The sequence below is a fragment of the Lewinella sp. IMCC34183 genome, assembly GCF_003390915.1.
In the GTDB taxonomy this organism is placed as follows: Bacteria; Bacteroidota; Bacteroidia; order Chitinophagales; family Saprospiraceae; genus Neolewinella.
On sequence record NZ_QMEM01000009.1, the window covers coordinates 34,316 to 54,475 of the forward strand.

A 20,160-nucleotide genomic window follows, 5' to 3' on the forward strand; every position below is an offset into this window, starting at 1 on the left:
GATTCGACTGTTTAGAAAGTTACGTTAAGGCCCAGCAGGAAGACGCGGGTGGCGGGGTTGTTGTACCCGATCGTCAGCAGGCGGGAGTTGTAGCCGGCTACGGCGCTGTACTCATTTCCGCGGGCGTTGGTTTCCGGATCCATTCCCGTCATATCGTTGTAGGGCGAGAACAGTACGAAGGGGTTCTGGACGGAGGTGTAGATACGAAACTGGCTGAAGGCATCGGAGGTGAAGACGTTGCGGGTCAGGTCGTATCCGAGCGTAATCGTCCGGAATTTCAGGTAACCACCGTCGAAGTAGCTCAGGGTGGATCCGTACTCGGGGTTGTCGCCGCTCCGTACGCCGCTGGGTGCCGGGTAACGCGCACCGGTATTTTCCGGGGTGTAGTAGTCTACATCGATGTTGCTCTGCCGTCCGGAAAGCAGGTTGAGGTAGCTGGCTGAGCCGTACAGCGTACTGATGAGGGTACCTCCGCTCTGGAAGACGCCCACGGCGGTGAGGTCCAGGCCACGGAAGGTGAAGCGGGTATTGAAGCCGCCCTGGAAGTCGGGGCTGATGTCCAGAATCTGGCGGTCATCGGGACCGATCGCGCGGACCGGTTCGCCGTTCTCGCCGTACTCACCGGTGTACTCCACCTTGATCTGACCGACGTTGCCGCCGGGTTCGAGAATGTCCAGGTAGGGATCACCTTCCTGCCACAGTCCGATCCGGTTGTAGTCGTAGATCACGTTGATCGGGTATCCCACGAACCAGGAGTTGCCCTCGTCACGCTCCTGCCCGGAGGCCAGCGAGGTAAGGGTGTTTACGTTGCGGTATACGTTGAAGCCGGCTTCCCAGCTGAGTCCCTGCGGGTTGTCGACGATAAGTCCGTTGAGCGAGAACTCGACTCCCTTGTTCTGGGTGGTACCAATATTCGCCGTGTAACTGCCTACGCCGGACGTGCTGGGCAGGCTAACGCCCAGCAGGATGTCTTCGGTGTTGGTCACGTAGTACTCAAGGGTACCCGACAGGCGATTATTCAGCAAGGCGAAATCGGCACCTACGTTGGTGGTTACGGAGTACTCCCACCCCAGGTTGGGGTTGGGCAGCGTGCTGACGTAGTAGCCCGTGGCAAACTCCGAGCCGAAGTTGTACGGCCGGGTGGCCAGGCTACCGAGCGTGGAGTAGGGTGAGATGGCCTGGTTAGAGGTCTGTCCCCAGCCGACACGCAGCTTCAGGCGGTTCAGCCAGCTGAGGTCCTGCATGAAGGGCTCCTGGCTGATGTTCCATCCCGCGGATAGCGCCGGGTAGGTGTGCCACTTGTTGCCATCGGCCAGGCGGCTCGAACCGTCGGTCCGCAGGGTAGCCGAAAAAAGGTACCGGTTGTCGTAGTCGTACATGATCCGCCCCATATAGGAGATCAGACCGGTAACGCTGTAGTTCTGACTGCCGGGGTTAACGGTGATCTCACCGGCGGCCTGCCCGAGGTTGTAGTACTGGAAGGCTTCGTTCGGGATGTCGCGCGCGGAAACGGCGGAACTGTTGTAGCGGTCCTCCTGCACGGAGTAAAGACCCAGTACGCTCAGGTTGTGAACGCCGGCGAAGCTACGCTCGTAGTTCAGCAGGTTTTCCAGTACGTAGCTCGTCAGCAGGGAGTTGCCGATGCCGGCACCCGACAGGGTCGTGGGGTTGGTGGCGAATACGCCCTCGCCCGTGAAGTTTCCGTTGGTGTTGTTGCGCACGTTCAGGCCTAGGTTGAGGCGGTAGCTCAGACCATCAACGCCGGGAATGGTCAGTTCGCCAAACAGGGTATTGTAGGACCCCATACCCCGGTTCTCGCTCACGCGGCGATCGCCAAGCCGGTCGATGACGTCACGCGTGACCACGAAGGGCTCGTCCAGTGCCGTGCGGATGGTGCGGCGCGGGGCGCCCGTGGAATCGTACGGACTGGCCAGCGGAGACTGAAACAGTATGTTGCCGGGGCTCAGGTCGTTGCCGTAGGAGTGGGTATAGGTATTGTTGGTGGTAAAGCCGACCCGCAGCACGCTGCCGACACGCTGATCGAGCGAGCCGCGCAGGGTGTAGCGCCGGAAGCCCTGGTCGGGAATGACTGCCTGGTCGGTATTGTAGCCGGCACTGAAGCTGTAGGAACCCTTATCGGTGCCGCCGGCCAGGCCGAGGCTGTGGTTCATGAACAGTCCGTCGCGGTAGAACAGGTCTTGCCAGTCAGTATTGGTGCCCGCGACTTCGTCCTGCCCGTTGGTGTACAGGCCGGCATCCGCCCGCAGCTGGGCAAAATCATCGCCGCTCATGAGCGGGATCTTCGAAAAGAGGGTGTTTACACCCGCGAAGGAGTTGTAGCTCAGGCGCGCGCGCTGTCCCTCGAATCCGGTACGGGTGGTGATCAGGATGACGCCGTTGGCCCCCCGCGAACCGTAGATGGCCGTGGCAGAGGCATCCTTCAGTACGTCGACGCTCTTGATGTCGTTGGGGTTGATGTCGGTAAGGGAGCCCGCGAAGGGGATACCGTCCAGTACAATGAGGGGGTCGTTGCTGGCCGTGAGGGAGCGGGTACCCCGGATCCGGATCTGCGCCGAGGCGCCGGGCCGCGACGAGGTCGAGGATATGTCAACCCCGGGCAGGCGTCCCTGCAGGGACTGGGTGACGTTGGTAGCCGACACGTTGGTCAGTTCCTCCCCGTTAATGGAGGCCACGGAGCCGGTAACGGCTTCCCGGCGTTGGGTACCGTAGCCTACTACAACCACTTCGGAAAGGAGCTGGCCGTTGGGCTGCAGGGTAACATCCACAACGCTGCGGTTGCCGACGGCTTCCTCCGTAGTGGCGTAACCGAGGTAGGAAATGAGTAAAACGGCGTCGTCGCCCTCTACTTCGATAGAGTAGTTGCCGTCTACGTCGGTCGCGGTACCGCGGTCGGTGTCCTGTAGCAGAACGGTGGCGCCGATCAGCCCCATGCCGGAATCATCGGTGATGGTACCGGTCACCGTGCGTTGGGCAAAAGCAGCGGGTCCGCAGAGCAGGAGCAAAAGTAGTAGGAGCAAGTTCGCCGGACGTACCGGGAACGAGGCCGCCGGGGGGCGGGCAAAAAACTTGGTAATCATTGGTGCAAGATTGACGTGTGCTTAAGTTTCAAATTGACGCAGAGGACCGGTCGGCCGGCCGCATCAGGAGTTCCATGATTGAATACGGAGTAGGACGGAGCGAGCTGGGCTCCGGAATCGAGGACCGCGCGTGACCATAGCAGTCACCCCGCTCCGACCCATCCCGGGCCGGCAAACGATGAGGGGCGAGGTCACCGGGATAGTAGAAGTTTGCATGATCAAGCGCTTGGGCGGGCCTCCTGAGGGTGCTCCGGGAGGATGAAAATAGGAATTATTCGCAATCGATTGTCTCATTTCGCCGGAAAAATTTGTCGCGATGACATTTATCCATGTTGCTACAGTGATTTTCGGTCAGTTACCAAGGAGCCGCTTCCACAGATCGCTCAGCATAGTTTGCCGGTCCCCGCCGAAGTCCATCTCCCGCTGCATGACGCGTACGGGCCGGACCGTGGTGTCGATCTGCCAGGTAAAAAGGTAGGCATCGGCCACCGTCGGATCGTCTCCGAGGGCACCGTAGCGCAGGTCGCTGAGGGTTACCGTACCCGCTTCCCCCGGGCGGACCATATAGTAGTCTTGCGTGAACCACCGCAAAATTTCCATCCCCCGGTCTTCTCGGTAGGGCACTAGCAGGCCGCGGTGACCCGCAACGGGCGTAAAGGGGCTAAATACCGGCTCGCGGTCCAGGATGCTATACTGCCCTACGTAAAAGGTATCGTCGCTCACCTGTGCCGTGCCGGTCCACAGTAAATTGTTGCCCAGCGTGGGTCCGAGTACACTACGGTTAGCTGCCAGTCCGCGCTGCCGCAGCGTGTCGTCCAGCACCGTGCCCACGCGGTAGTGGTTCACGGCGGTAAGGAGGAGGTAGGCGGAGGAAACCACCAGACCCGCGGTGTTCAACCGCCGCCGCACCCGCGTCCCCCGCCCCCGGAAAGCCGCAATGAGCAGTAGCAAGAGAAATGGCAGGGTGTACAGGGGATCGACCACCGACACCGTATTCCAGGCTACGCGCAGGGCGGTGAAGGGCTGCAGTAACTGAGTGCCGTAGGACGTGAAGCAGTCCAACAGCGGATGGGTCACGATGGCGGCGAAGAAAAGGATCGTCCACCCGCCAGCACCTACGGTGGGCACGCGAGGGGTACTCCCCCGCCACCAGTCCCACGCCCCGACGGCACCGCACATGGCCCCGAAGACGAGCGTCATGACCGCCGCGATCGCGGGAATACCGAATACCGGTATCGGCATCAGGTAGCTTCCCATCACCAGTAGCACCCAGAAGGCCAGCAGGATGAGGGGGTAGAACAGCCGCCTGCGCTGCAGGGCATAGGTGCGCCCGCCGTAGATGCGGTGGACGGTCAGTCCGAGGAGGGGAGCGGCTAGTACCGCAAAGGAGATACTGTGGGTAAATGCACGGTGGTAGGCCAGCGCGCTCATGGGGTCGGTCACGAGACCGGAGAGCACGTCGAGGTCCGGCAGGGTACCGGCGATGCCGCCCCACACCATGGCACGATTGCCGACGCGGCGGCCGAGAACGGCTTCCCATACGGCCGCGCCGAGTACGACTTGGGTCAGTGAATCCACCCGCCCCTAGAAGCCGGTACCCCAGCCGCGGAACCCGACGGACAGCAATACCGAAACGCGGCTGCGGTCGGTGTTGATGGTTTGTCCGGAAATGTCGAGCGTAGTATATGGCAGCTGGAAGGAAGCGTAACTTTCGTACTGGGCAGCCAGGTCGACGAAGAACTTCCCGACGCTGTAGCCGACGCCCGCGTTATAGGTCAGGATGGCGGAGTCCTCGTTGTCGAAGATGTCGGCGTAGGGTATCTGCCGGTAGCCCACGCCGGCGCGCAGCTGCAGGGGATCGACGTTGAGCTCGCCACCCACCCGTACGGAAAAGGCGGAGGAGAGCAGGGCGTCGACATCAGCGTTCACCGCGTCCGATACTTCATTGGCGGTAGCGAAGTCGTCGAAACTGATCGTGTTGCCCTTGTAGTTTACGTAGTCGGCGTCGAGGCTTACGAAGCCGCGGGTACCGATCAGCGCGCCCACGCCGGCCAGAAACCGCCAGGGGGTGCGCAGGTTGTAGGCCTGGGACAGCTGGGGGCTCAGCTCCGTGCCCCCCTCGGGCGAGCCGGTATCGGGGTCGGTGTAGAAGTAACCGAAATTGGTAGCGAACTGCTCGTCGATCGTCCAGTACGTAGGCGTATGTACGGCGGCACTGATGCGGATCTGCTCGGTGGGCAGGGCGGTAAGGCCAAACTTGAGGTTGAAGCCGGTACCGGTATTGCTAAGGTTCTGGTCGTAGGTGCTGTTCTCGAATGCGGGGATTACGTCCTGGTCGTCCACTTCCTCGTAGGTGAGCACCTCGTCAAAACTGAAGAAGGGGACGCCCAGGCTGAAGCCCCAGAGCACCCGGTCGCGGTAGTTGCCGCCGATCCCCAGGGCCGCCTCATTGACGCTGCCCCGACGGTCGTACAGACCGTTGCGCTGGACGGGCTCGTTGCGGGGCTGCTGAGCGTCGAAGTCGTAAAAATCCGAGTATACGCGGTTGGTGGCGGGGTCCTCGATGAGGAAGGGCAGCGCAAGATCGGCCCCGTAGGGATCCGAAACGTTGATGTCGATGGTTTCGGCGAAACTTTCAATGATGCTGCCCGGGGTACGCCCGTCGAACCGGATCTGTTGGTTGAGGTCGGCCATCCGGGTAACGCTGACCCCGAAGTTGAGGGTAGACCAGTTCACCGACCGGGTCGTGCCGGCGAATACCGCGCCGATGCTGGGTAAATTGAAGTTGGCGGCGGACTCGTTGACGCTGGAGGCATCAACGTCTCCGGCCAGGTCGGCCCGCGTACCGGTGAAGGTAAAGCCCGGGGTCACCTGAGCCATATTGTAGCGGTTCCAGCCGATACCGGCGGGGTTGGTATGCAGCGTCGTGGCGTCGACGCCCATGGGCGTCAGGCTTCCTCCGGTTCCGGCGAAACGGGCTGATCCCTGCGGAGTCAGGAAGGAGTACCGCAGCACGTCGGTGTAGGTCTGGCCGCTGGCCGCGCCGATCGCAAACAAGACGATAAAGGCGCTCAGTAGGATTTTCATAGGACGGGAAAAATTAGCTTTCATGTAAGCGGGGTGCCGATGCAAAAGTTGGGCCCTGATATCCATTATCTGGTACGTTCCGTGACCAGACACAGAAAAGGGGGTGAGAACGGTTATTCTCACCCCCTTTTGGAGTCGTATCAATATCGGTCCGGGTTACTCACCACCACCGCCGCGGCGGCTGGGAGTGGAAGAGCGGCTCGGAGTGGCGGAGCGGCTGGGCGTGCTGCTCCGGCTCGGGGTTACCGAACGGCTGGGCGTGCTGCTGCGGCTGGGCGTGTAGCTGCGCTGGGGCGAGGCACTGCGGCTGGGCGTAACACTTCGCTGGGGAGTCGCGGAGCGGCTCGGAGTGTAGCTACGGCCGCTGTTGCTGCGGCTGGGTACGGCCCGGCGGGTAGGCGTAGTCGTCCGGCTCGGAGTGTAGCTGGGGTTGCTGCGCGAGGGCACGGCACGCTGCGGGCTAGCGCTGCGGCTGTTTGCACTGCGGGGGGCAACGGTCGTACGGGTACGGTCGATGCTACGGGTATCGTTCACCGAGCGGGTGCGGCCCACGGTACGGGTATTCTGACCGGTACGGGCAGGAGCAGCGCTGCGGGTGCCGTCAATCGAGCGGGGGGATACGGCGGCGTTGCGGCGGGCACGCTCTACGCGGTCGGCAATCGAGGTGGTAGCGGCACGGGGCGTATTCGATACGGTGCGGGCATTGCTGACGTCGTTGGGCACGGCGTAGGTGTTGCCGCCACCCCAGGCGGGGGGACAGTAGTATCCGCCACCTCCGAAGGCCGGGCCGCCGAAGGCACCACCGCCGAAGGCACCGTAGGAATTACCAAAGCGACCGTAGCCGAAGGGGTTACCGTAACCGGCACCAACCACGGGGTTGTAGGCACGTCCGTACAGGAAAGGATCGTTCCATCCGAAGGCACCGTAGGCGCCTCCCCATCCCCGGTTGAATCCGGCGTAGGCACCACTATTGATGTAGCGGACACCGAAAGCAGTCCGCACGGGGCGGTAGAACGACCGGTTGAAGTCGTTATAGATCAGCACCGTGGTACCGGCGGGGCGGAAGAAAGGATCGTAGTACGCCATGTCCACGTAGACCGGGTCGTAGTAGCCGAAGCCGGTATAGGGCCGGTTGAAGCGGCGGATACGGCTGGTATAGTAGTAATCGTAGTAATCGTCGTCGGCATACCGCTCGGAAGTCCGGCTGCGGTAATCGTCTTCGTTAAAATTAGAGGATTGCTCCTGGTTGGAGTAATCGGGGGCGCGCTCGACACTGCGGAAGTTATCCGGGTCGTAGTACATATCGTCGTACTGGGCCTGGGCGCTGGTGGAAACCAGCATCATCGCAACGAGCGAAGCGGCCGCGAAATATAGTTTTTGCTTGAGCATGATTGTTGAATTTAGGAGGTCCGGGGGTGGTACTTCTTCTTTACAAGGTCTAAAGTAGTAAGTTTGTGCCCCCCGATTGGTTAAAGCGGACTTAAAGCGCCTTTCTAATGCGTTAAAGGCCTGCTTTCCGACTAAAGCCTCTATATATCAACACATTACCCCCCTATAAAGTTGTCCCATGGCCAAAGCGATAACCTCCCGAGAAGCTAACTATTCGGAGTGGTACCTCGACATTGTCAAGAAGGCCAATCTGGCGGATAACAGCGCCGTCCGGGGCTGTATGGTGATCAAGCCCTACGGCTTCGGCATCTGGGAACGGATGCAGCGGCAGCTGGACGACATGTTCAAGGAGACCGGCCACGTCAATGCCTACTTCCCGCTCTTCATCCCCAAATCCTTCCTGAGCCGCGAGGCCGCCCACGTGGAAGGCTTCGCCAAGGAGTGTGCCGTGGTCACCCACTACCGCCTGAAGAACGCCGACGACGGCAGCGGCGTGATCGTCGACCCGGAAGCCAAGCTGGAGGAAGAACTGATCGTACGCCCCACCTCCGAAACCATTATCTGGCACACCTACCGCGACTGGATCAACAGCTATCGCGACCTGCCTCTGCTCATAAACCAGTGGGCCAACGTCGTCCGCTGGGAACTGCGTACCCGCCTCTTCCTCCGCACCGCCGAATTTCTCTGGCAGGAGGGGCACACCGCCCACGCCACCGCCGAGGAGGCCCTGGAGGAAGCCCTGAAGATGCAGGAGGTGTACGCCACCTTCGCCGAAGAATACATGGCCATGCCCGTACTGCGCGGCATCAAAACCGAGAACGAGCGCTTCGCCGGCGCCCTCGACACCTACACCATCGAGGCCCTGATGCAGGACGGCAAGGCTCTCCAGGCCGGTACCAGCCACAACCTGGGGCAGAACTTCGCCAAGGCCTTCGACGTCAAGTTCAGCAACGCCGAGAACCAGGAGGAGTACGTCTACGCCACCAGCTGGGGCGTCTCCACCCGCCTCGTCGGCGGCCTCATCATGACCCACAGCGACGACGAAGGGCTGGTGCTCCCCCCAAAACTGGCCCCCATCCAGGTGGTCATCGTGCCCATCCCGAAACCCAACGACACCCTCAATGCCAAGGCCAGGGAGCTGATGGATGAGCTGAAGGCGCGCGGCGTGCGCGTTAGCTACGACGACGACGAAAAACAGCGCCCCGGCTTCAAATTTGCCGAGAACGAGCTGAAGGGGATCCCCATCCGCCTCGGTATCGGCCAGCGCGACCTCGACAAGGGCACCATCGAGGTGGCCCGCCGCGACGAAAAGACCAAATCCAACCAGCCCATCGAGGGTATCGTGGACCACGTCGTCAACCTCCTCGACGAGATCCAGCAGAACCTCTTCGACCGGGCCGTTAAGTTCCGTGAAGAGCACAGCACCCACGTCGACACCTTCGAGGAGTTCGAGGAAGTACTCTCCCGCGACATCCCGGGTTTCATCTACGCCCACTGGGACGGCACCACCGAAACCGAACTCAAGATTAAGGAGCGGACCAAGGCCACCATCCGCTGCATCCCCAACGACGCCGCAGCAGAGGAAGGCACCTGCATCCTCACCGGTAAGCCGAGCAAGCAGCGGGTGGTGTTCGCGAAGGCGTATTGATGAAGAAACACCTCGTAGAACTGAAGGCCACCTCCACCGACCACGACCGGCAACGCGAACGCCTCCTGGCGGCCGGGGCGGACTTCCGCGGTACCGACCACCAGGTCGACCACTACTTCCGCGTACCGGAGGGCCGGCTCAAGCTGCGTGTCGGGAACGTCGAGAACAGCCTCATCTTCTACCGCAGGGAAAACACCGCGACGGCCAAGAACAGCGACGCCAACCTCACGCCGCTGGACCACGCCGCTACGGCCCGCGAACTTGCGGCCACCCTCGACGCCGCACTCGGCACCCTGGTGGTGGTCGACAAGCAGCGCGAGATCTACTTCATCGACAACGTCAAGTTTCACCTGGACACAATAGCCGGCCTCGGCACCTTCGTGGAGATCGAGGCCATCGGTGCGGCGGAGAAGGAGCGGGATGCCCTGCGCGGGCAGGTAGACCGCTACCAGCAGCTGCTCGGTATCCAGGAGACGGAGCTACAATCCGTGAGTTACAGCGACATGCTCCTCCAGCAACAAGCCGATGGAGCCGCGTAATTACCCCGCCAAGGTGCTGCTCTACGGCGAGCATACGGTACTGCGGGGCGGCCGTGGCCTGGCGGTCCCCTACCCTCCCTTCAGCCTGCGGTGGACGTCGGGAGCCCCTGACCCCCGGCTGCAGTCCTTCGCGGAGTGGCTACGGGCCCGGCCCGAATTGGCGGTCGATGCGGAGCGGCTGCTCGCCGATCTGGAACCCGGCAGACGCCTGGCGGGCGACATCCCCACCGGCTACGGACTTGGCAGCAGCGGAGCGGTCTGCGCGGCCATCTGGGACGAATACCGCATCCCGACGAAAGGCGACCCGCCGCTGGCCGACCTGCGCACCTCACTGGCGAAACTGGAGGCCTTCTTCCACGGCAGTAGTTCCGGCACCGACCCCCTGATCTCCTATCTCCGGCAACCCGTGGTACTGGAAGCCGGCGGGGCCGCGGGTGCGGCGTCCCTCCCGGGGAGCTGGGCGGACGGGTTTTTCCTCCTCGATACCGGCCGGGAACGCAGTGCTTCCCCACTCATCCAGCGCTTTCTGGCCACCTGGGACCGCGATCCGGCTCCCATCGTATCCGACTGGCGCGAACCCGCGGACGCCGCCATCGCCGCGCTCCTGAGCGGAGATCGCGAAGAACTCCACCGCTGCACGGCGGCCATCTCAGAATTTCAGCTGGCCCGGTTCCCCGATTTCATACCGGAAGCTTTCCACGCTGTCTGGAATGGGGGCGAGGATTACCGGCTGAAACTCTGCGGTGCCGGCGGCGGGGGCATGCTGCTGGGCCTGGCGCGCGACCGGGAAGCGACGGCAAGTCAGTTCGGTGATCAGGCCATCTGGCTCGCCTAGTACAATGCGGTCTCCGACCGCGGAAGTACAACGCTGCCTCCGGTAGCGCAGTGAGAAGCGGTCTCCGACCGCGCGCAACCTAGAGCCCGCTGGTCATCAGCAGGTCGATATCCGTGTGCCGCATCTCGAAACGCTGCCCCAGATACCGATTCGTCAGGCAACCCCGGAAGGTATAGATGCCGTGGCGCAGCCCCGCATGGTGAAACAGGAAGTGCTCGAAGTTGCGTGCCCCCTCCGCGCGGAGCAGGATGGGCGTCAGGATATTGCTGACCGCGATCGAGGCGGTGCGCCCTACCCGGCTGGCGATATTCGGTACACAGTAGTGGACCACGTCGTGCTTGAGGAAGGTGGGGTTATCGAGGCTGGTAAGCTCGCTCGTGGCAAAACAGCCACCCTGGTCGATACTCACATCGATAATCACGGAGCGCGGCTTCATGCTACGCACCATATCCTCGCTCACGACCACCGGCGCGCGGCCGTTCTCGGCGTGGATCGCCCCGATGGCCACCTCCGCATCCAGCAGCTCGCGCCGCAGGTAGACGGGATTCATCGCCGAGGTATACAACTGGCGCCCGACGCTCGTCTGCAGCCGCATCAGCTTGTGGATGTTATCGTCGAAGATGCGCACTTCGGCCCCCATGCCCAGGGCGGCCCGGGTAGCGTATTCGGCCACGACACCGCCGCCCAGGATGACCACCTTGGCACTGGGCACACCGGAGATGCCGCCCAGCAGGATGCCGGGCCCGCCGTGACTGGTACTGAGCAACTCGGCGGCCGTCTGTATCGCGGAAATGCCAGCCATCTCGCTCATTATGCGCACGATCGGGAAGCTGCCCTCCTCGTCCTGCATATACTCCATCGCCAGGGCGATGATGCGCTTGTGCTTCAGCCGGAACAGGTATTCGGCATTGATGATGGGCAGCTGAAGGGGGGAGATCAAGATACTGCCCTCCTGCATCATCTCGATCTCGTCGAGGGTGGGCGGGGCTACCTTGATGATCACCCGGGCCCGGCGGTATACCTCCTGGGCCGAATAGGCGATCTCGGCACCGCATTCGCTGAAGTCGTGGTCGGTAAAGTTGCTCGGTACGCCGGCCTGGGTTTCCACGAGTACGCGGTGGCCGCGGCTGCTGAGGGTATGCACCCCGCTGGGCACGATGGCAACGCGCTTCTCCTGTAGGGTGATCTCTTTGGGGATCCCGATGAACAGTTCCTCCGATTTGGATTCTACCGCCAGGGTCTCGGTCTGGGTCTGGGCGTACCCCGAGGTAAGCTCCCTGGGTAGGTTGATCTTCTCCTTTTCCTTTTCCTTACTGCTCATGGGTTAGCTTACGGATTACGCCGGGGTGATGGTTAGGTGACGCCGCCCCCTACCCTGCGGATCGTGGCCCAAGCGCAGAAAAACAACGTCCGCAGGCAATAAGGGTTCTATCACCTCCGGCCATTCTACGAACACCGCACCCGCGTCCGCGCCCAATACCTCCTCCAGGCCGGCGTCCAGGGCCTCGCCCGTATCCGCCAGCCGGTAGCAATCGAGGTGGTAGATCTCCCCCGCCGTACCGTCGTACACGTTGACGATGCCGTAGGTAGGACTGGAGACCGGCTCCGTTACGCCCAGCTGCCGGCACAGCTCGGCCACCAGCGTGGTCTTGCCGGCGCCCAGGTCGCCCGTGAGCGCGAATACCCGACCCCCACCGGCAAGGATGCGGGCCGCCACGGCCGGGAGTTCCCCCAGGGTATAGGTTAGCTGCATGGCCGCAAAGCTAGGGGAATAAAAAAGAGGCTGCCCGCTGCGCGGACAACCTCCTGAAAGTTATTGGTCAATGCGGGCTTACTTGCGCGCGATGAGGTTCAGGTTAAGTCCTACCTCGTCGTTAATAATCTTGTCCTGGGCCAGTTCCACGGCACCGGAACCGGAACCGTACTGCATGCCCCACTCCGTGCGGTCGATGACGAAGTCCGGGGTGTTGGCGGTGAGCTGGTTACCGTCCATGGTGATCATGGCGGGGATGGTGATGCTGCGGCTGGTGCCCTTCAGGGTCAGGTTACCGGTTACCTCGTGGTTGTAGTCCGACTCGCCGGTCACCGGGGTGACCTTGGTGATCTCGAAGGAAGCCGTGGGGTGCTGCTCGACGTCGAAGAAGTCGGCGCTCTTGAGGTGACCCTCGAGCTTACCCTTACCCTCGCCGTCGAGGTCGGAGTTCTCCAGGCGGGTGATGTCCAGTACGAAAGTGCCGCCGACCAGGTCGTTACCGTTGACGGTGAGCTGGCCGCTCTGTACGGGGATGTTGCCCTCGTGGCCGCTACCGATGAGCTTGGTTCCCTCCCACGTTACCGTGCTGGCGGAGGTATCGACCGTAAAGGTCGCCGTGGCTTCGGCTGCGGTGTTGGCCGCCTGGGCGTCGGAGGACGTCACTTCAGTGCCCGAAGGACCGCAGGCAACGATAAGGAGAGCGAAGAGAAAGAGAGATGCGTAGATTTTCATGCTATAAAAGACTGATGAGTAGGTCACGCTAGGTGATGATGCAGGCAGTACAACCCCACGAAACGACGCAGGGTTGAACCGGACTACAAATTTAATGTATCTACATGAATAAACCGCAAAAAATATTCTAGCCTTCCGCCCCGCTGGGTGGATCCATCACCTTGGGGGCGTTGGGATCGACGCGATCGCCCGCTTCGCCGGCCTTATGGATGACCTGAGCGTCCCAGCTGGTGTGGAATACGCCCTGCTCGTCGGTCCGCTCATAGGTGTGCGAGCCGAAGTAGTCGCGCTGGGCCTGTACCAGGTTGAGGGGCAACCGCTTCGAGCGGAACGCCTCGAAGTACTGCAGGGCCGAAGAGAGGCACATGGCGGGAACGCCGCGCTCGTTGGCCTGGTGCATCACCTCGGCTACGGAATCGCGGCAGGCGTGCAGGTCATCGCGGAACTCGATGGTGGCCATCATATTCTTCAGGCCGTCACGCTTGCCGTAGGCTTCGCGGATGGTTTCCAGCAGCTCGGCGCGGATGATGCAGCCGCCCCGCCAGATGCGGGCGATGCCTTCCAAGTCTAGGTTGTAGTTCATGTCCACGCTTGCCTCGGACAGTAGGTGCATCCCCTGGGCGTAGCAGATCACGAATCCGAAGTAGAGCGACTGCTCCACCGCTTCAGCGAGGCCCTCGCCCTTGAGGAGTACCTCGTCGGGGTGGATGCTGGTGTAGAGCTTGGAGTTATCCTGCCGGTACTCCTTGAAGGCGGAGATGGCACGCATCGTCACGGCCGCGTCGATGGTGGGGATGGGTACGCCCAGGTCCATGGCCGACTGCGTCGTCCACTTGCCGGTGCCCTTCTGCTTTGCTTTGTCAAGAATGACGTCGAGCAGGTGCTCGTTGGTCTGCTCGTCGCGGTACTTGAGGATATTGGCGGTGATCTCCACCAGGTAGCTGTTGAGCCGTCCCTCGTTCCACTTGCTGAAGAGGGCGGACATCGTATCGTTGTCCATTCCGCCGACGCGCTTGAGGATATCGTAGGCTTCGGCGAGCAGCTGCATGAGGCCGTACTCGATGCCGTTGTGCACCATCTTTACGTAGTGGCCGCTGCTGGTCTCACCGATGTAGGTGACGCAGGGTTCGCCGTTCACCTTGGCGGCGACGGTCTCCAGGATGGGCTTCACCTCTTCCCAGGCGGCCTTGTCGCCGCCGGGCATGATGCTGGGGCCCAGGCGTGCACCCTTGGCGCCCCCGGAGACACCGGTGCCCAGGAAGCGGATACCTTTGGATTCCAGGTATTTGTAGCGACGGTCCGTATCGGTGAAGTGGCTGTTGCCGCCGTCGATGATGATATCGCCTTCGTCCAGCAGGGGCAGCAGGCCTTCGATCACGTTGTCCACGATCTTGCCGGCCGGGACCAGCATCATGATCTTGCGGGGCTTGCTCAGCAGGCTGACAAACTCTTTCTGGGTACTTACTCCCTTCACCCGCATATCCTTTCCTTCCTCGTTGAGGGCATCCACCGATTCCTGGTTGATGTCGGTGCCGAGAGCCCCGAAGCCATCGTCGGCTACATTAAGCAGAAAGTTGCGGCCCATGACGCCGAGGCCGATCATGCCGAAATCATAAAGTTGCTGGTCCATAAGGTTGTATATTTTTTGCGGGAACGCGGGTGCAGGGGAAAATCGTAAAAGGTGGCGGAGCGCGTTTGGTTCGTTACTTATAGAAGTAGATGTGGCCGTAGCCCCGGTAGTCGGTGGTATCTTCCGGATCGTAGCGGGTCTCCACCGTGAGGGTATGCTCCCCCACCGCCAGGTCGTGGAGGGGCAACACGTACAGCAGTCCGTCCTGTTCCCGGCCCGCGTGGTGGTGGAAGCGCGGGGCCGTCCGTACCGTATCCGTACCGTCCAGCAGGACGCGGTGCAGCCGCGACAGCACGGCCAGCGTCCGCGAATAATCGGCCTCCGGATTGTAAAGCTCTCCTACCGTGAAGGCTCCCCGTAGTTTGATTCCCGGATAGCGGCTCGACGCCAGGTCCGGTGCCAGCGCCTCGATCACCGGGTCGTGGTAGCGGGGAAGGTAGGGCACGAACAGCTCCAGGTAGCCGTGGTCGGGATATTTCGAGGCCAGCGAGGAGCGCCGCAGGTATTCCGCGGGCTCGTAGGCCGTATCGTCGTAATTGTTGGCCTCTACGACATGCTTTCCGTCACGCGCGAAGTACGGCAGGTAAGCGGCCTCTTCGGACCGCACCGATACGCTCAGCAGGGCGACCAGGATGAATAACGGCAGCAGGCGAGCCAGGCGCCGCCCGAAGCGGTTGTCCACCAGATTGTGGTACAGGGGCCGGTACAGGGCGGCCAGCGTCACCCAGCCCATAAGCCGGTAGATGGGGTAAAAGGCGCCGGCCGTCCAGCGGTTACGCTTGAAAAAGCCCAGGCTCAGGAAGTCGATCATAAACAGCAGGCCCACCAGCAGAAGGATCAGGTTTAGCCAGCCTCCACCGCCGAAGATGCCGCCCTCCCACTGCCAGGCCTCGCCGAAGAGCCAGCTGTTGAGCACCTGCAGCACGACGCAGGCCATCGTGTAGGCCACCAAACTGAAGAAGCAGCAAATGATCAGGAACGCGAGGGAAAAGGCGACGCTGCACAGGCGTTCCAGGCGATCGAGGTAACTGTCGAACGAGCCGATCCGCCGCATGAGGAAGCGCTCGTAGCGCGGCCGGTAGCCCAGGCGCCCGTAATCGATGTCGCCCGATACGGAGCGCAGTCCGATCGCGGCGATCCACACGCCCCGCAGCAGCAGGTGCACCAGCAGGCAGATGATGAGGGCCAGGTAGCCGGTGCGCATGACGTAGTACGCGATGCTGACCGGCCGCCACGCTTCGTTGTTCAGCAGTTTCCGGCCCAGCGGGAGGTCCAGTTCGTAAAAGGAGGAGTAGCCCGCCAGCAGAAGAAAGATGGCAAAGCCGCTCAGGATCAGTTCCAGCTGCCAGCTTTCCTGCTGCAGCCGGTCGAGCCAGCTGTTGGGGTGGCGCCGGTCGGGGGGTACCGCGTCGGACTTCAGCAGTGGCGTTTCCATATCCTAATGTAAAGATTACTTGGCATTCACCGGCCTGGCACCCGCGGCCCCGCCTACTGCTCCAGGTCCGCTACCTTGCCCATGCGGCGCTGCTGTCGGGGCAGGTTCTGGTACTCGGCGCCCAGGAAGTTGTCGATCAGCTCCTTGGCCAGCTCGATGCCGATGACGCGGCCGCCCACGCAGATCATGTTCATGTCGTCGTGCTCGACGCCCTGCCGGGCGCTGTAGGACTCGGTGATGAGGCAGGCGCGGACGTTCTTGATCTTGTTGGCCGCGATACTGGCGCCCACACCGCTGCCGCACACCGCCACGCCACGCTCCACCTCCCCGGATCCGACGGCGCGGGCCAGGGGAACGACGAAGTCGGGGAAGTCATCCGCGGCGTCGTAGCTGAAAGCCCCGAAATCACGGATCGTGTACCCCTTCCCCTCGAGGTACTCCTGAATTTGCTGCTTGAGTTCAATGCCGCCGTGGTCGGTAGCGATGCCGATGGTCATGAAATTGATTTTTTGGCGTGAAGGCCTAAAATTACCTTGCAGCGGCGGTAAACCTTATAAAATGTGGGACCTTTGAGATAGAAACCGTTTTCAGAGCACCCATACACGCACATGGCCAATACAGTAGACCCGCACATCCTGATCATTTACGGCGCTTCCGGCGACCTCGCCCAGCGGAAACTCATCCCCGCCGTTTTCGATCTCTACCGGGGCGGTTACCTGCCGGACAATTTCGCCCTGCTGGGAGCCAGCCGCACCGACTTCACCGACGAAGCTTTCCGCCAGAAGGTCGTCTTCGAGAACGAGTTCTTCGACGACAAGCAGAAGGAGAGCGATAAACTGGAAGCCTTCTCCAAGCTCCTCTTCTACCAGGACCTAAAGGCCTACGACGGTGCGGAGGACGCCAAGAAACTCAAGGCCCGCCTCGATGACCTGAGCGAGCAATTCAGCACCGGCCACAATTACATCTTCTACCTCTCCACCCCGCCGAAGCTGTACAGCACCATACCGAAGGCCCTGGAAGCCGTCGGCCTCAACAAGCCCGAAGACGGCTGGTCGCGACTCGTCGTGGAGAAGCCCTTCGGCTACGACGAGCAGTCGGCCAAGGACCTCAACGAGGAACTGCAGTCGGTCTTCCGCGAGAACGACATCTACCGCATCGACCACTACCTCGGAAAGGAGACGGTACAAAACCTGCTGGTGACCCGCTTTGCCAACGGTTTCTTCGAGCCGCTGTGGAACCGCAACTACATCCAGTCGGTACAAATCACCGCCGCCGAAACCGTCGGCGTGGGCAGCCGCGGCGGCTACTACGACGAGAGCGGTGCCCTCCGCGACATGATCCAGAACCACCTCCTGCAGGTGCTGGCTCACGTGGCTATGGAACCTCCCATACGGGCCGACGCCTACTCCATCCGCGGCGAGAAGATGAAGCTATTCCAGAGCCTCCGCGAGATCAAGGGCGAGGACGTCGCCAAGCAGGTGGTCCGCGCCCAGTACACCGCCGGCGAGACCAAGGACGGGGAGGTCGTCTCCTACCGCGACGCCGAGGACGTACCCGACGACAGCAATACGGAGACCTACGTGGCGATGAAGTTCTTCATCGACAACTGGCGCTGGGCCGGCGTCCCCTTCTTCATCCGGACCGGCAAGTGTCTGCCCCTGAAGGTCACCGAGGTGGTCATCACCTTCAAGAACCCGCCGCAGGCGCTCTTCGCCAACCAGGACCGCTACGCCATGGAGTGCGACAACCAATTGATCATGCGCATCCAGCCCGATGAGGGCATGGCCATGGAGTTCGGCATGAAGGTGCCCGGCGAGGGCTTCCGAGTGAAGAACGTCGATATGGATTTCTTCTACCGCGACCTCACCACCAAGGACGTTCCCGAATCGTACAGTCGCCTACTGCTCGACTGCATGAAGGGCGATCCCACCCTGTACGCCCGCGGCGACAGTGTCGAACAGGCCTGGGCCTTCGTGGACCCCATCCTCGACGCCTGGAAAAAGAATGAAGCCCCCCTCGCCTTCTACGAAGCCGGCACCTGGGGCCCCGAGGAAGCCGAAAAACTCTGGGACGGTATCCCCCATGCCAACTGGCGTAACCCGCAGGAATCGCTTACTGAGGAGAAGCACTACACCAAGTTATAGTTGTTGCGTTGGTGCGTTGTTGAATTGCTGCGTTACCCGCAGGACAAGTCCTATCGCTCCGCTCCAGGGCGTACATTGGGCCTACGCGTAGTACCGACGATTCACTTTCCGGAGCAAAGCGACGGAACAGAGCCGCCCAAGGCAGTAATTCACCCATTCAGCAATTCACCAACGGTGCAATCCACCAACCAAAAATGACCACAGACGTATTAATCATCGGCTCCGGCATCGGCGGCCTCAGTACCGGCATCAAACTGGCCATGCTGCGCCCCGACCTGAAGATCGACGTGCTGACGAAGGTCAACGAGCGGGAAAGCAACACCAGCTATGCCCAGGGCGGCGTGGCGGCGGTGTGGGACCACGGAGCCGATACCTACGAGAAGCATATCGCCGACACACTGGATGCCGGCGCGGGGCTGTGCGACGAGCACATCGTCCGTATCGTGGTCGAGGAAGGCCCCGAGCGGGTGGAGGAGATCATCGAGTGGGGGACGCGCTTCGACCTGAATGCCTTCGAGAAATACGACCTGGGGCGTGAGGGCGGCCACTCAGTCAACCGCATCCTGCACTACAAGGACCTGACCGGCTGGGAGATCCAGCGCGCCCTGAGTGCCAAGGCGGCTACCCTGGACAACCTGACGGTCCACGAGCACTACTTTGCTCTGGACCTGCTTACCCAGCACCACCTCGGCCACATCGTGACGCGGCTCACCGAGGGGATCGAATGCTACGGCGCCTACGTACTCAATAAGGAGAACTGGGAGATCAGCACCATCCTCGCCCGCACCACCGTCCTGGCCGCCGGCGGTAACGGACAGATATACCGCAGCACCACCAACCCGGTGATCGCTACCGGCGACGGTATCGCCATGGCCTATCGCGCCAAGGTGCACCTGGAGAATATGGAATTCGTGCAGTTTCACCCCACGGCGCTCTACAATCCGGGATTGGAGAAGCAGGCCTTCCTCGTCAGCGAGGCGGTGCGCGGCTTCGGGGCCATCCTGAAGCGGCCGGACGGCACGGAGTTCATGCACGACTACGACCCCCGCGGCAGCCTTGCCCCCCGGGACATCGTGGCCCGCGCCATCGATAACGAAATGAAGGTGACCGGCGCGGAATACATGTGCCTGGACTGCACCCACCTCGACCAGGAGAAATTCATCGCCCACTTCCCCACGATCTACGACAAGTGCAAGGAAACCGGCATCGATCCCATGCACGACCTTATCCCGGTCACCCCCGCCTGTCACTATATGTGCGGCGGCGTGCAGGTCGATGAGTTCGGCCGCAGCTCCGTCAACCAGCTCTACGCCTGTGGCGAATGCACCAGCACCGGCTTGCACGGGGCCAATCGCCTGGCGAGCAACAGCCTGCTGGAGGCCCTGGTGTTCGGCCACCGCATCGCGCACTCGATCGCCGCCAACATCGACAACAGCGAAGGAGAATCCCGTATCCCCCAGTGGGAACGCACCGGGACCACCGAGCCGAAGGAGCAGGTACTCATTACGCAGAGCATAAAAGAACTCAAGGAGGTCATGTCGAGCTACGTCGGCATCGTCCGCAGCGACAAGCGCCTCAAGCGGGCCAAGGACCGCCTCAGCCTACTCCATAACGAGACCGAGGAGCTTTACCGCAACAGCCTCGTCAGCCCCCAGCTCTGCGAGCTGCGTAACCTGATCACGGTGGGCTACCTGGTTTCCAAGGCCGCCTCGCTACGTAAGGAGAGCCGGGGGCTGCACTTCACCACCGACTATCCTGAGAAGGCGGATTTCGTACAGTATTCGGTACTGTAGGGCGGGCAGCACATCGGATGTCCCGCACATCATCACTCATATTGCTGTCCCGGAAGTGCCGACCTGGCCTCAGCGAA

General features: G+C 61.8%; 15 protein-coding genes. 5 read left to right on the forward strand and 10 right to left on the reverse strand.

The window, feature by feature from the left end:
- Positions 1-11: 11 nt before the first annotated feature.
- From DQG19_RS17375 to DQG19_RS17390, 4 genes are all read right to left on the reverse strand, one after another.
- Positions 12-3,038: a SusC/RagA family TonB-linked outer membrane protein gene (locus DQG19_RS17375; protein WP_198661795.1), complete on the reverse strand. Its 3,027-nt coding sequence runs from the start codon at positions 3,036-3,038 to the stop codon at positions 12-14.
- 411 nt (positions 3,039-3,449) lie between these two features.
- A complete protein-coding gene (locus tag DQG19_RS17380) occupies positions 3,450-4,676 on the reverse strand; it encodes a metal-dependent hydrolase (protein WP_116127568.1) in 1,227 nt (408 codons plus the stop codon).
- A gap of 6 nt (positions 4,677-4,682) precedes the next feature.
- Positions 4,683-6,185, reverse strand: a complete 1,503-nt coding sequence (locus DQG19_RS17385; protein WP_116127569.1) for a hypothetical protein — start codon at positions 6,183-6,185, stop codon at positions 4,683-4,685.
- Between the two features lie 156 nt (positions 6,186-6,341).
- Positions 6,342-7,574, reverse strand: coding sequence for a hypothetical protein (locus tag DQG19_RS17390; RefSeq protein WP_116127570.1), 1,233 nt, complete (start codon positions 7,572-7,574; stop codon positions 6,342-6,344).
- A 178-nt stretch (positions 7,575-7,752) separates the two neighbouring features.
- On the opposite strand from DQG19_RS17390, the gene proS reads away from it, so the two are divergent.
- From proS to DQG19_RS17405, 3 genes are read left to right on the forward strand one after another with little or no spacing between them, the layout of a single operon-like run.
- A complete protein-coding gene (gene proS / locus DQG19_RS17395; RefSeq protein WP_116127571.1) occupies positions 7,753-9,222 on the forward strand; it encodes a proline--tRNA ligase in 1,470 nt (489 codons plus the stop codon).
- Positions 9,222-9,761: a class IV adenylate cyclase gene (locus tag DQG19_RS17400; protein WP_116127572.1), complete on the forward strand. Its 540-nt coding sequence runs from the start codon at positions 9,222-9,224 to the stop codon at positions 9,759-9,761. The genes proS and DQG19_RS17400 overlap by 1 nt, the downstream gene beginning before the upstream one ends.
- Positions 9,748-10,596, forward strand: coding sequence for a hypothetical protein (locus DQG19_RS17405; RefSeq protein ID WP_116127573.1), 849 nt, complete (start codon positions 9,748-9,750; stop codon positions 10,594-10,596). Before DQG19_RS17400 ends, DQG19_RS17405 begins: the two co-directional genes overlap by 14 nt.
- 79 nt (positions 10,597-10,675) lie before the next feature.
- Here the strand turns inward: DQG19_RS17405 and DQG19_RS17410 are convergent, their stop codons facing one another.
- The 6 genes from DQG19_RS17410 to DQG19_RS17435 form a co-directional block, all read right to left on the reverse strand.
- Positions 10,676-11,917 (reverse strand): alanine dehydrogenase, encoded by a 1,242-nt coding sequence (locus DQG19_RS17410; RefSeq protein WP_116127574.1) that lies wholly within the window; start codon positions 11,915-11,917, stop codon positions 10,676-10,678.
- A gap of 15 nt (positions 11,918-11,932) precedes the next feature.
- Positions 11,933-12,349: a tRNA (adenosine(37)-N6)-threonylcarbamoyltransferase complex ATPase subunit type 1 TsaE gene (gene tsaE / locus DQG19_RS17415; RefSeq protein ID WP_116127575.1), complete on the reverse strand. Its 417-nt coding sequence runs from the start codon at positions 12,347-12,349 to the stop codon at positions 11,933-11,935.
- Positions 12,350-12,427: 78 nt separating this feature from the next.
- Positions 12,428-13,081 (reverse strand): YceI family protein, encoded by a 654-nt coding sequence (locus tag DQG19_RS17420; RefSeq protein WP_116127576.1) that lies wholly within the window; start codon positions 13,079-13,081, stop codon positions 12,428-12,430.
- A 127-nt stretch (positions 13,082-13,208) separates the two neighbouring features.
- Positions 13,209-14,711, reverse strand: a complete 1,503-nt coding sequence (gene gndA, locus DQG19_RS17425) for an NADP-dependent phosphogluconate dehydrogenase (protein WP_116127577.1) — start codon at positions 14,709-14,711, stop codon at positions 13,209-13,211.
- A 73-nt stretch (positions 14,712-14,784) separates the two neighbouring features.
- Positions 14,785-16,146: a hypothetical protein gene (locus DQG19_RS17430; RefSeq protein WP_116127578.1), complete on the reverse strand. Its 1,362-nt coding sequence runs from the start codon at positions 16,144-16,146 to the stop codon at positions 14,785-14,787.
- A 53-nt stretch (positions 16,147-16,199) separates the two neighbouring features.
- Positions 16,200-16,643 (reverse strand): RpiB/LacA/LacB family sugar-phosphate isomerase, encoded by a 444-nt coding sequence (locus tag DQG19_RS17435; RefSeq protein ID WP_116127579.1) that lies wholly within the window; start codon positions 16,641-16,643, stop codon positions 16,200-16,202.
- Positions 16,644-16,754: 111 nt separating this feature from the next.
- On the opposite strand from DQG19_RS17435, the gene zwf reads away from it, so the two are divergent.
- Together zwf and nadB are read left to right on the forward strand one after the other, a co-directional pair.
- Complete coding sequence (gene zwf / locus DQG19_RS17440; RefSeq protein WP_116127580.1) at positions 16,755-18,290, forward strand: glucose-6-phosphate dehydrogenase; 1,536 nt, start codon at positions 16,755-16,757, stop codon at positions 18,288-18,290.
- A gap of 194 nt (positions 18,291-18,484) precedes the next feature.
- Positions 18,485-20,083: an L-aspartate oxidase gene (gene nadB / locus DQG19_RS17445; protein ID WP_116127581.1), complete on the forward strand. Its 1,599-nt coding sequence runs from the start codon at positions 18,485-18,487 to the stop codon at positions 20,081-20,083.
- Positions 20,084-20,160 lie beyond the last annotated feature (77 nt).

Coding starts and splice junctions, on each gene's coding strand:
- DQG19_RS17405 (WP_116127573.1), top strand. CDS start 9,748: ATGGAGCCGCGTAATTACCCCGCCAAGGTGCTGCTCTACGGCGAGCAT.
- zwf (WP_116127580.1), top strand. CDS start 16,755: ATGGCCAATACAGTAGACCCGCACATCCTGATCATTTACGGCGCTTCC.
- DQG19_RS17400 (WP_116127572.1), top strand. CDS start 9,222: ATGAAGAAACACCTCGTAGAACTGAAGGCCACCTCCACCGACCACGAC.
- tsaE (WP_116127575.1), bottom strand. CDS start 12,349: ATGCAGCTAACCTATACCCTGGGGGAACTCCCGGCCGTGGCGGCCCGC.
- nadB (WP_116127581.1), top strand. CDS start 18,485: ATGACCACAGACGTATTAATCATCGGCTCCGGCATCGGCGGCCTCAGT.
- gndA (WP_116127577.1), bottom strand. CDS start 14,711: ATGGACCAGCAACTTTATGATTTCGGCATGATCGGCCTCGGCGTCATG.
- DQG19_RS17435 (WP_116127579.1), bottom strand. CDS start 16,643: ATGACCATCGGCATCGCTACCGACCACGGCGGCATTGAACTCAAGCAG.
- DQG19_RS17410 (WP_116127574.1), bottom strand. CDS start 11,917: ATGAGCAGTAAGGAAAAGGAAAAGGAGAAGATCAACCTACCCAGGGAG.
- DQG19_RS17420 (WP_116127576.1), bottom strand. CDS start 13,081: ATGAAAATCTACGCATCTCTCTTTCTCTTCGCTCTCCTTATCGTTGCC.
- DQG19_RS17430 (WP_116127578.1), bottom strand. CDS start 16,146: ATGGAAACGCCACTGCTGAAGTCCGACGCGGTACCCCCCGACCGGCGC.
- DQG19_RS17390 (WP_116127570.1), bottom strand. CDS start 7,574: ATGCTCAAGCAAAAACTATATTTCGCGGCCGCTTCGCTCGTTGCGATG.
- proS (WP_116127571.1), top strand. CDS start 7,753: ATGGCCAAAGCGATAACCTCCCGAGAAGCTAACTATTCGGAGTGGTAC.
- DQG19_RS17385 (WP_116127569.1), bottom strand. CDS start 6,185: ATGAAAATCCTACTGAGCGCCTTTATCGTCTTGTTTGCGATCGGCGCG.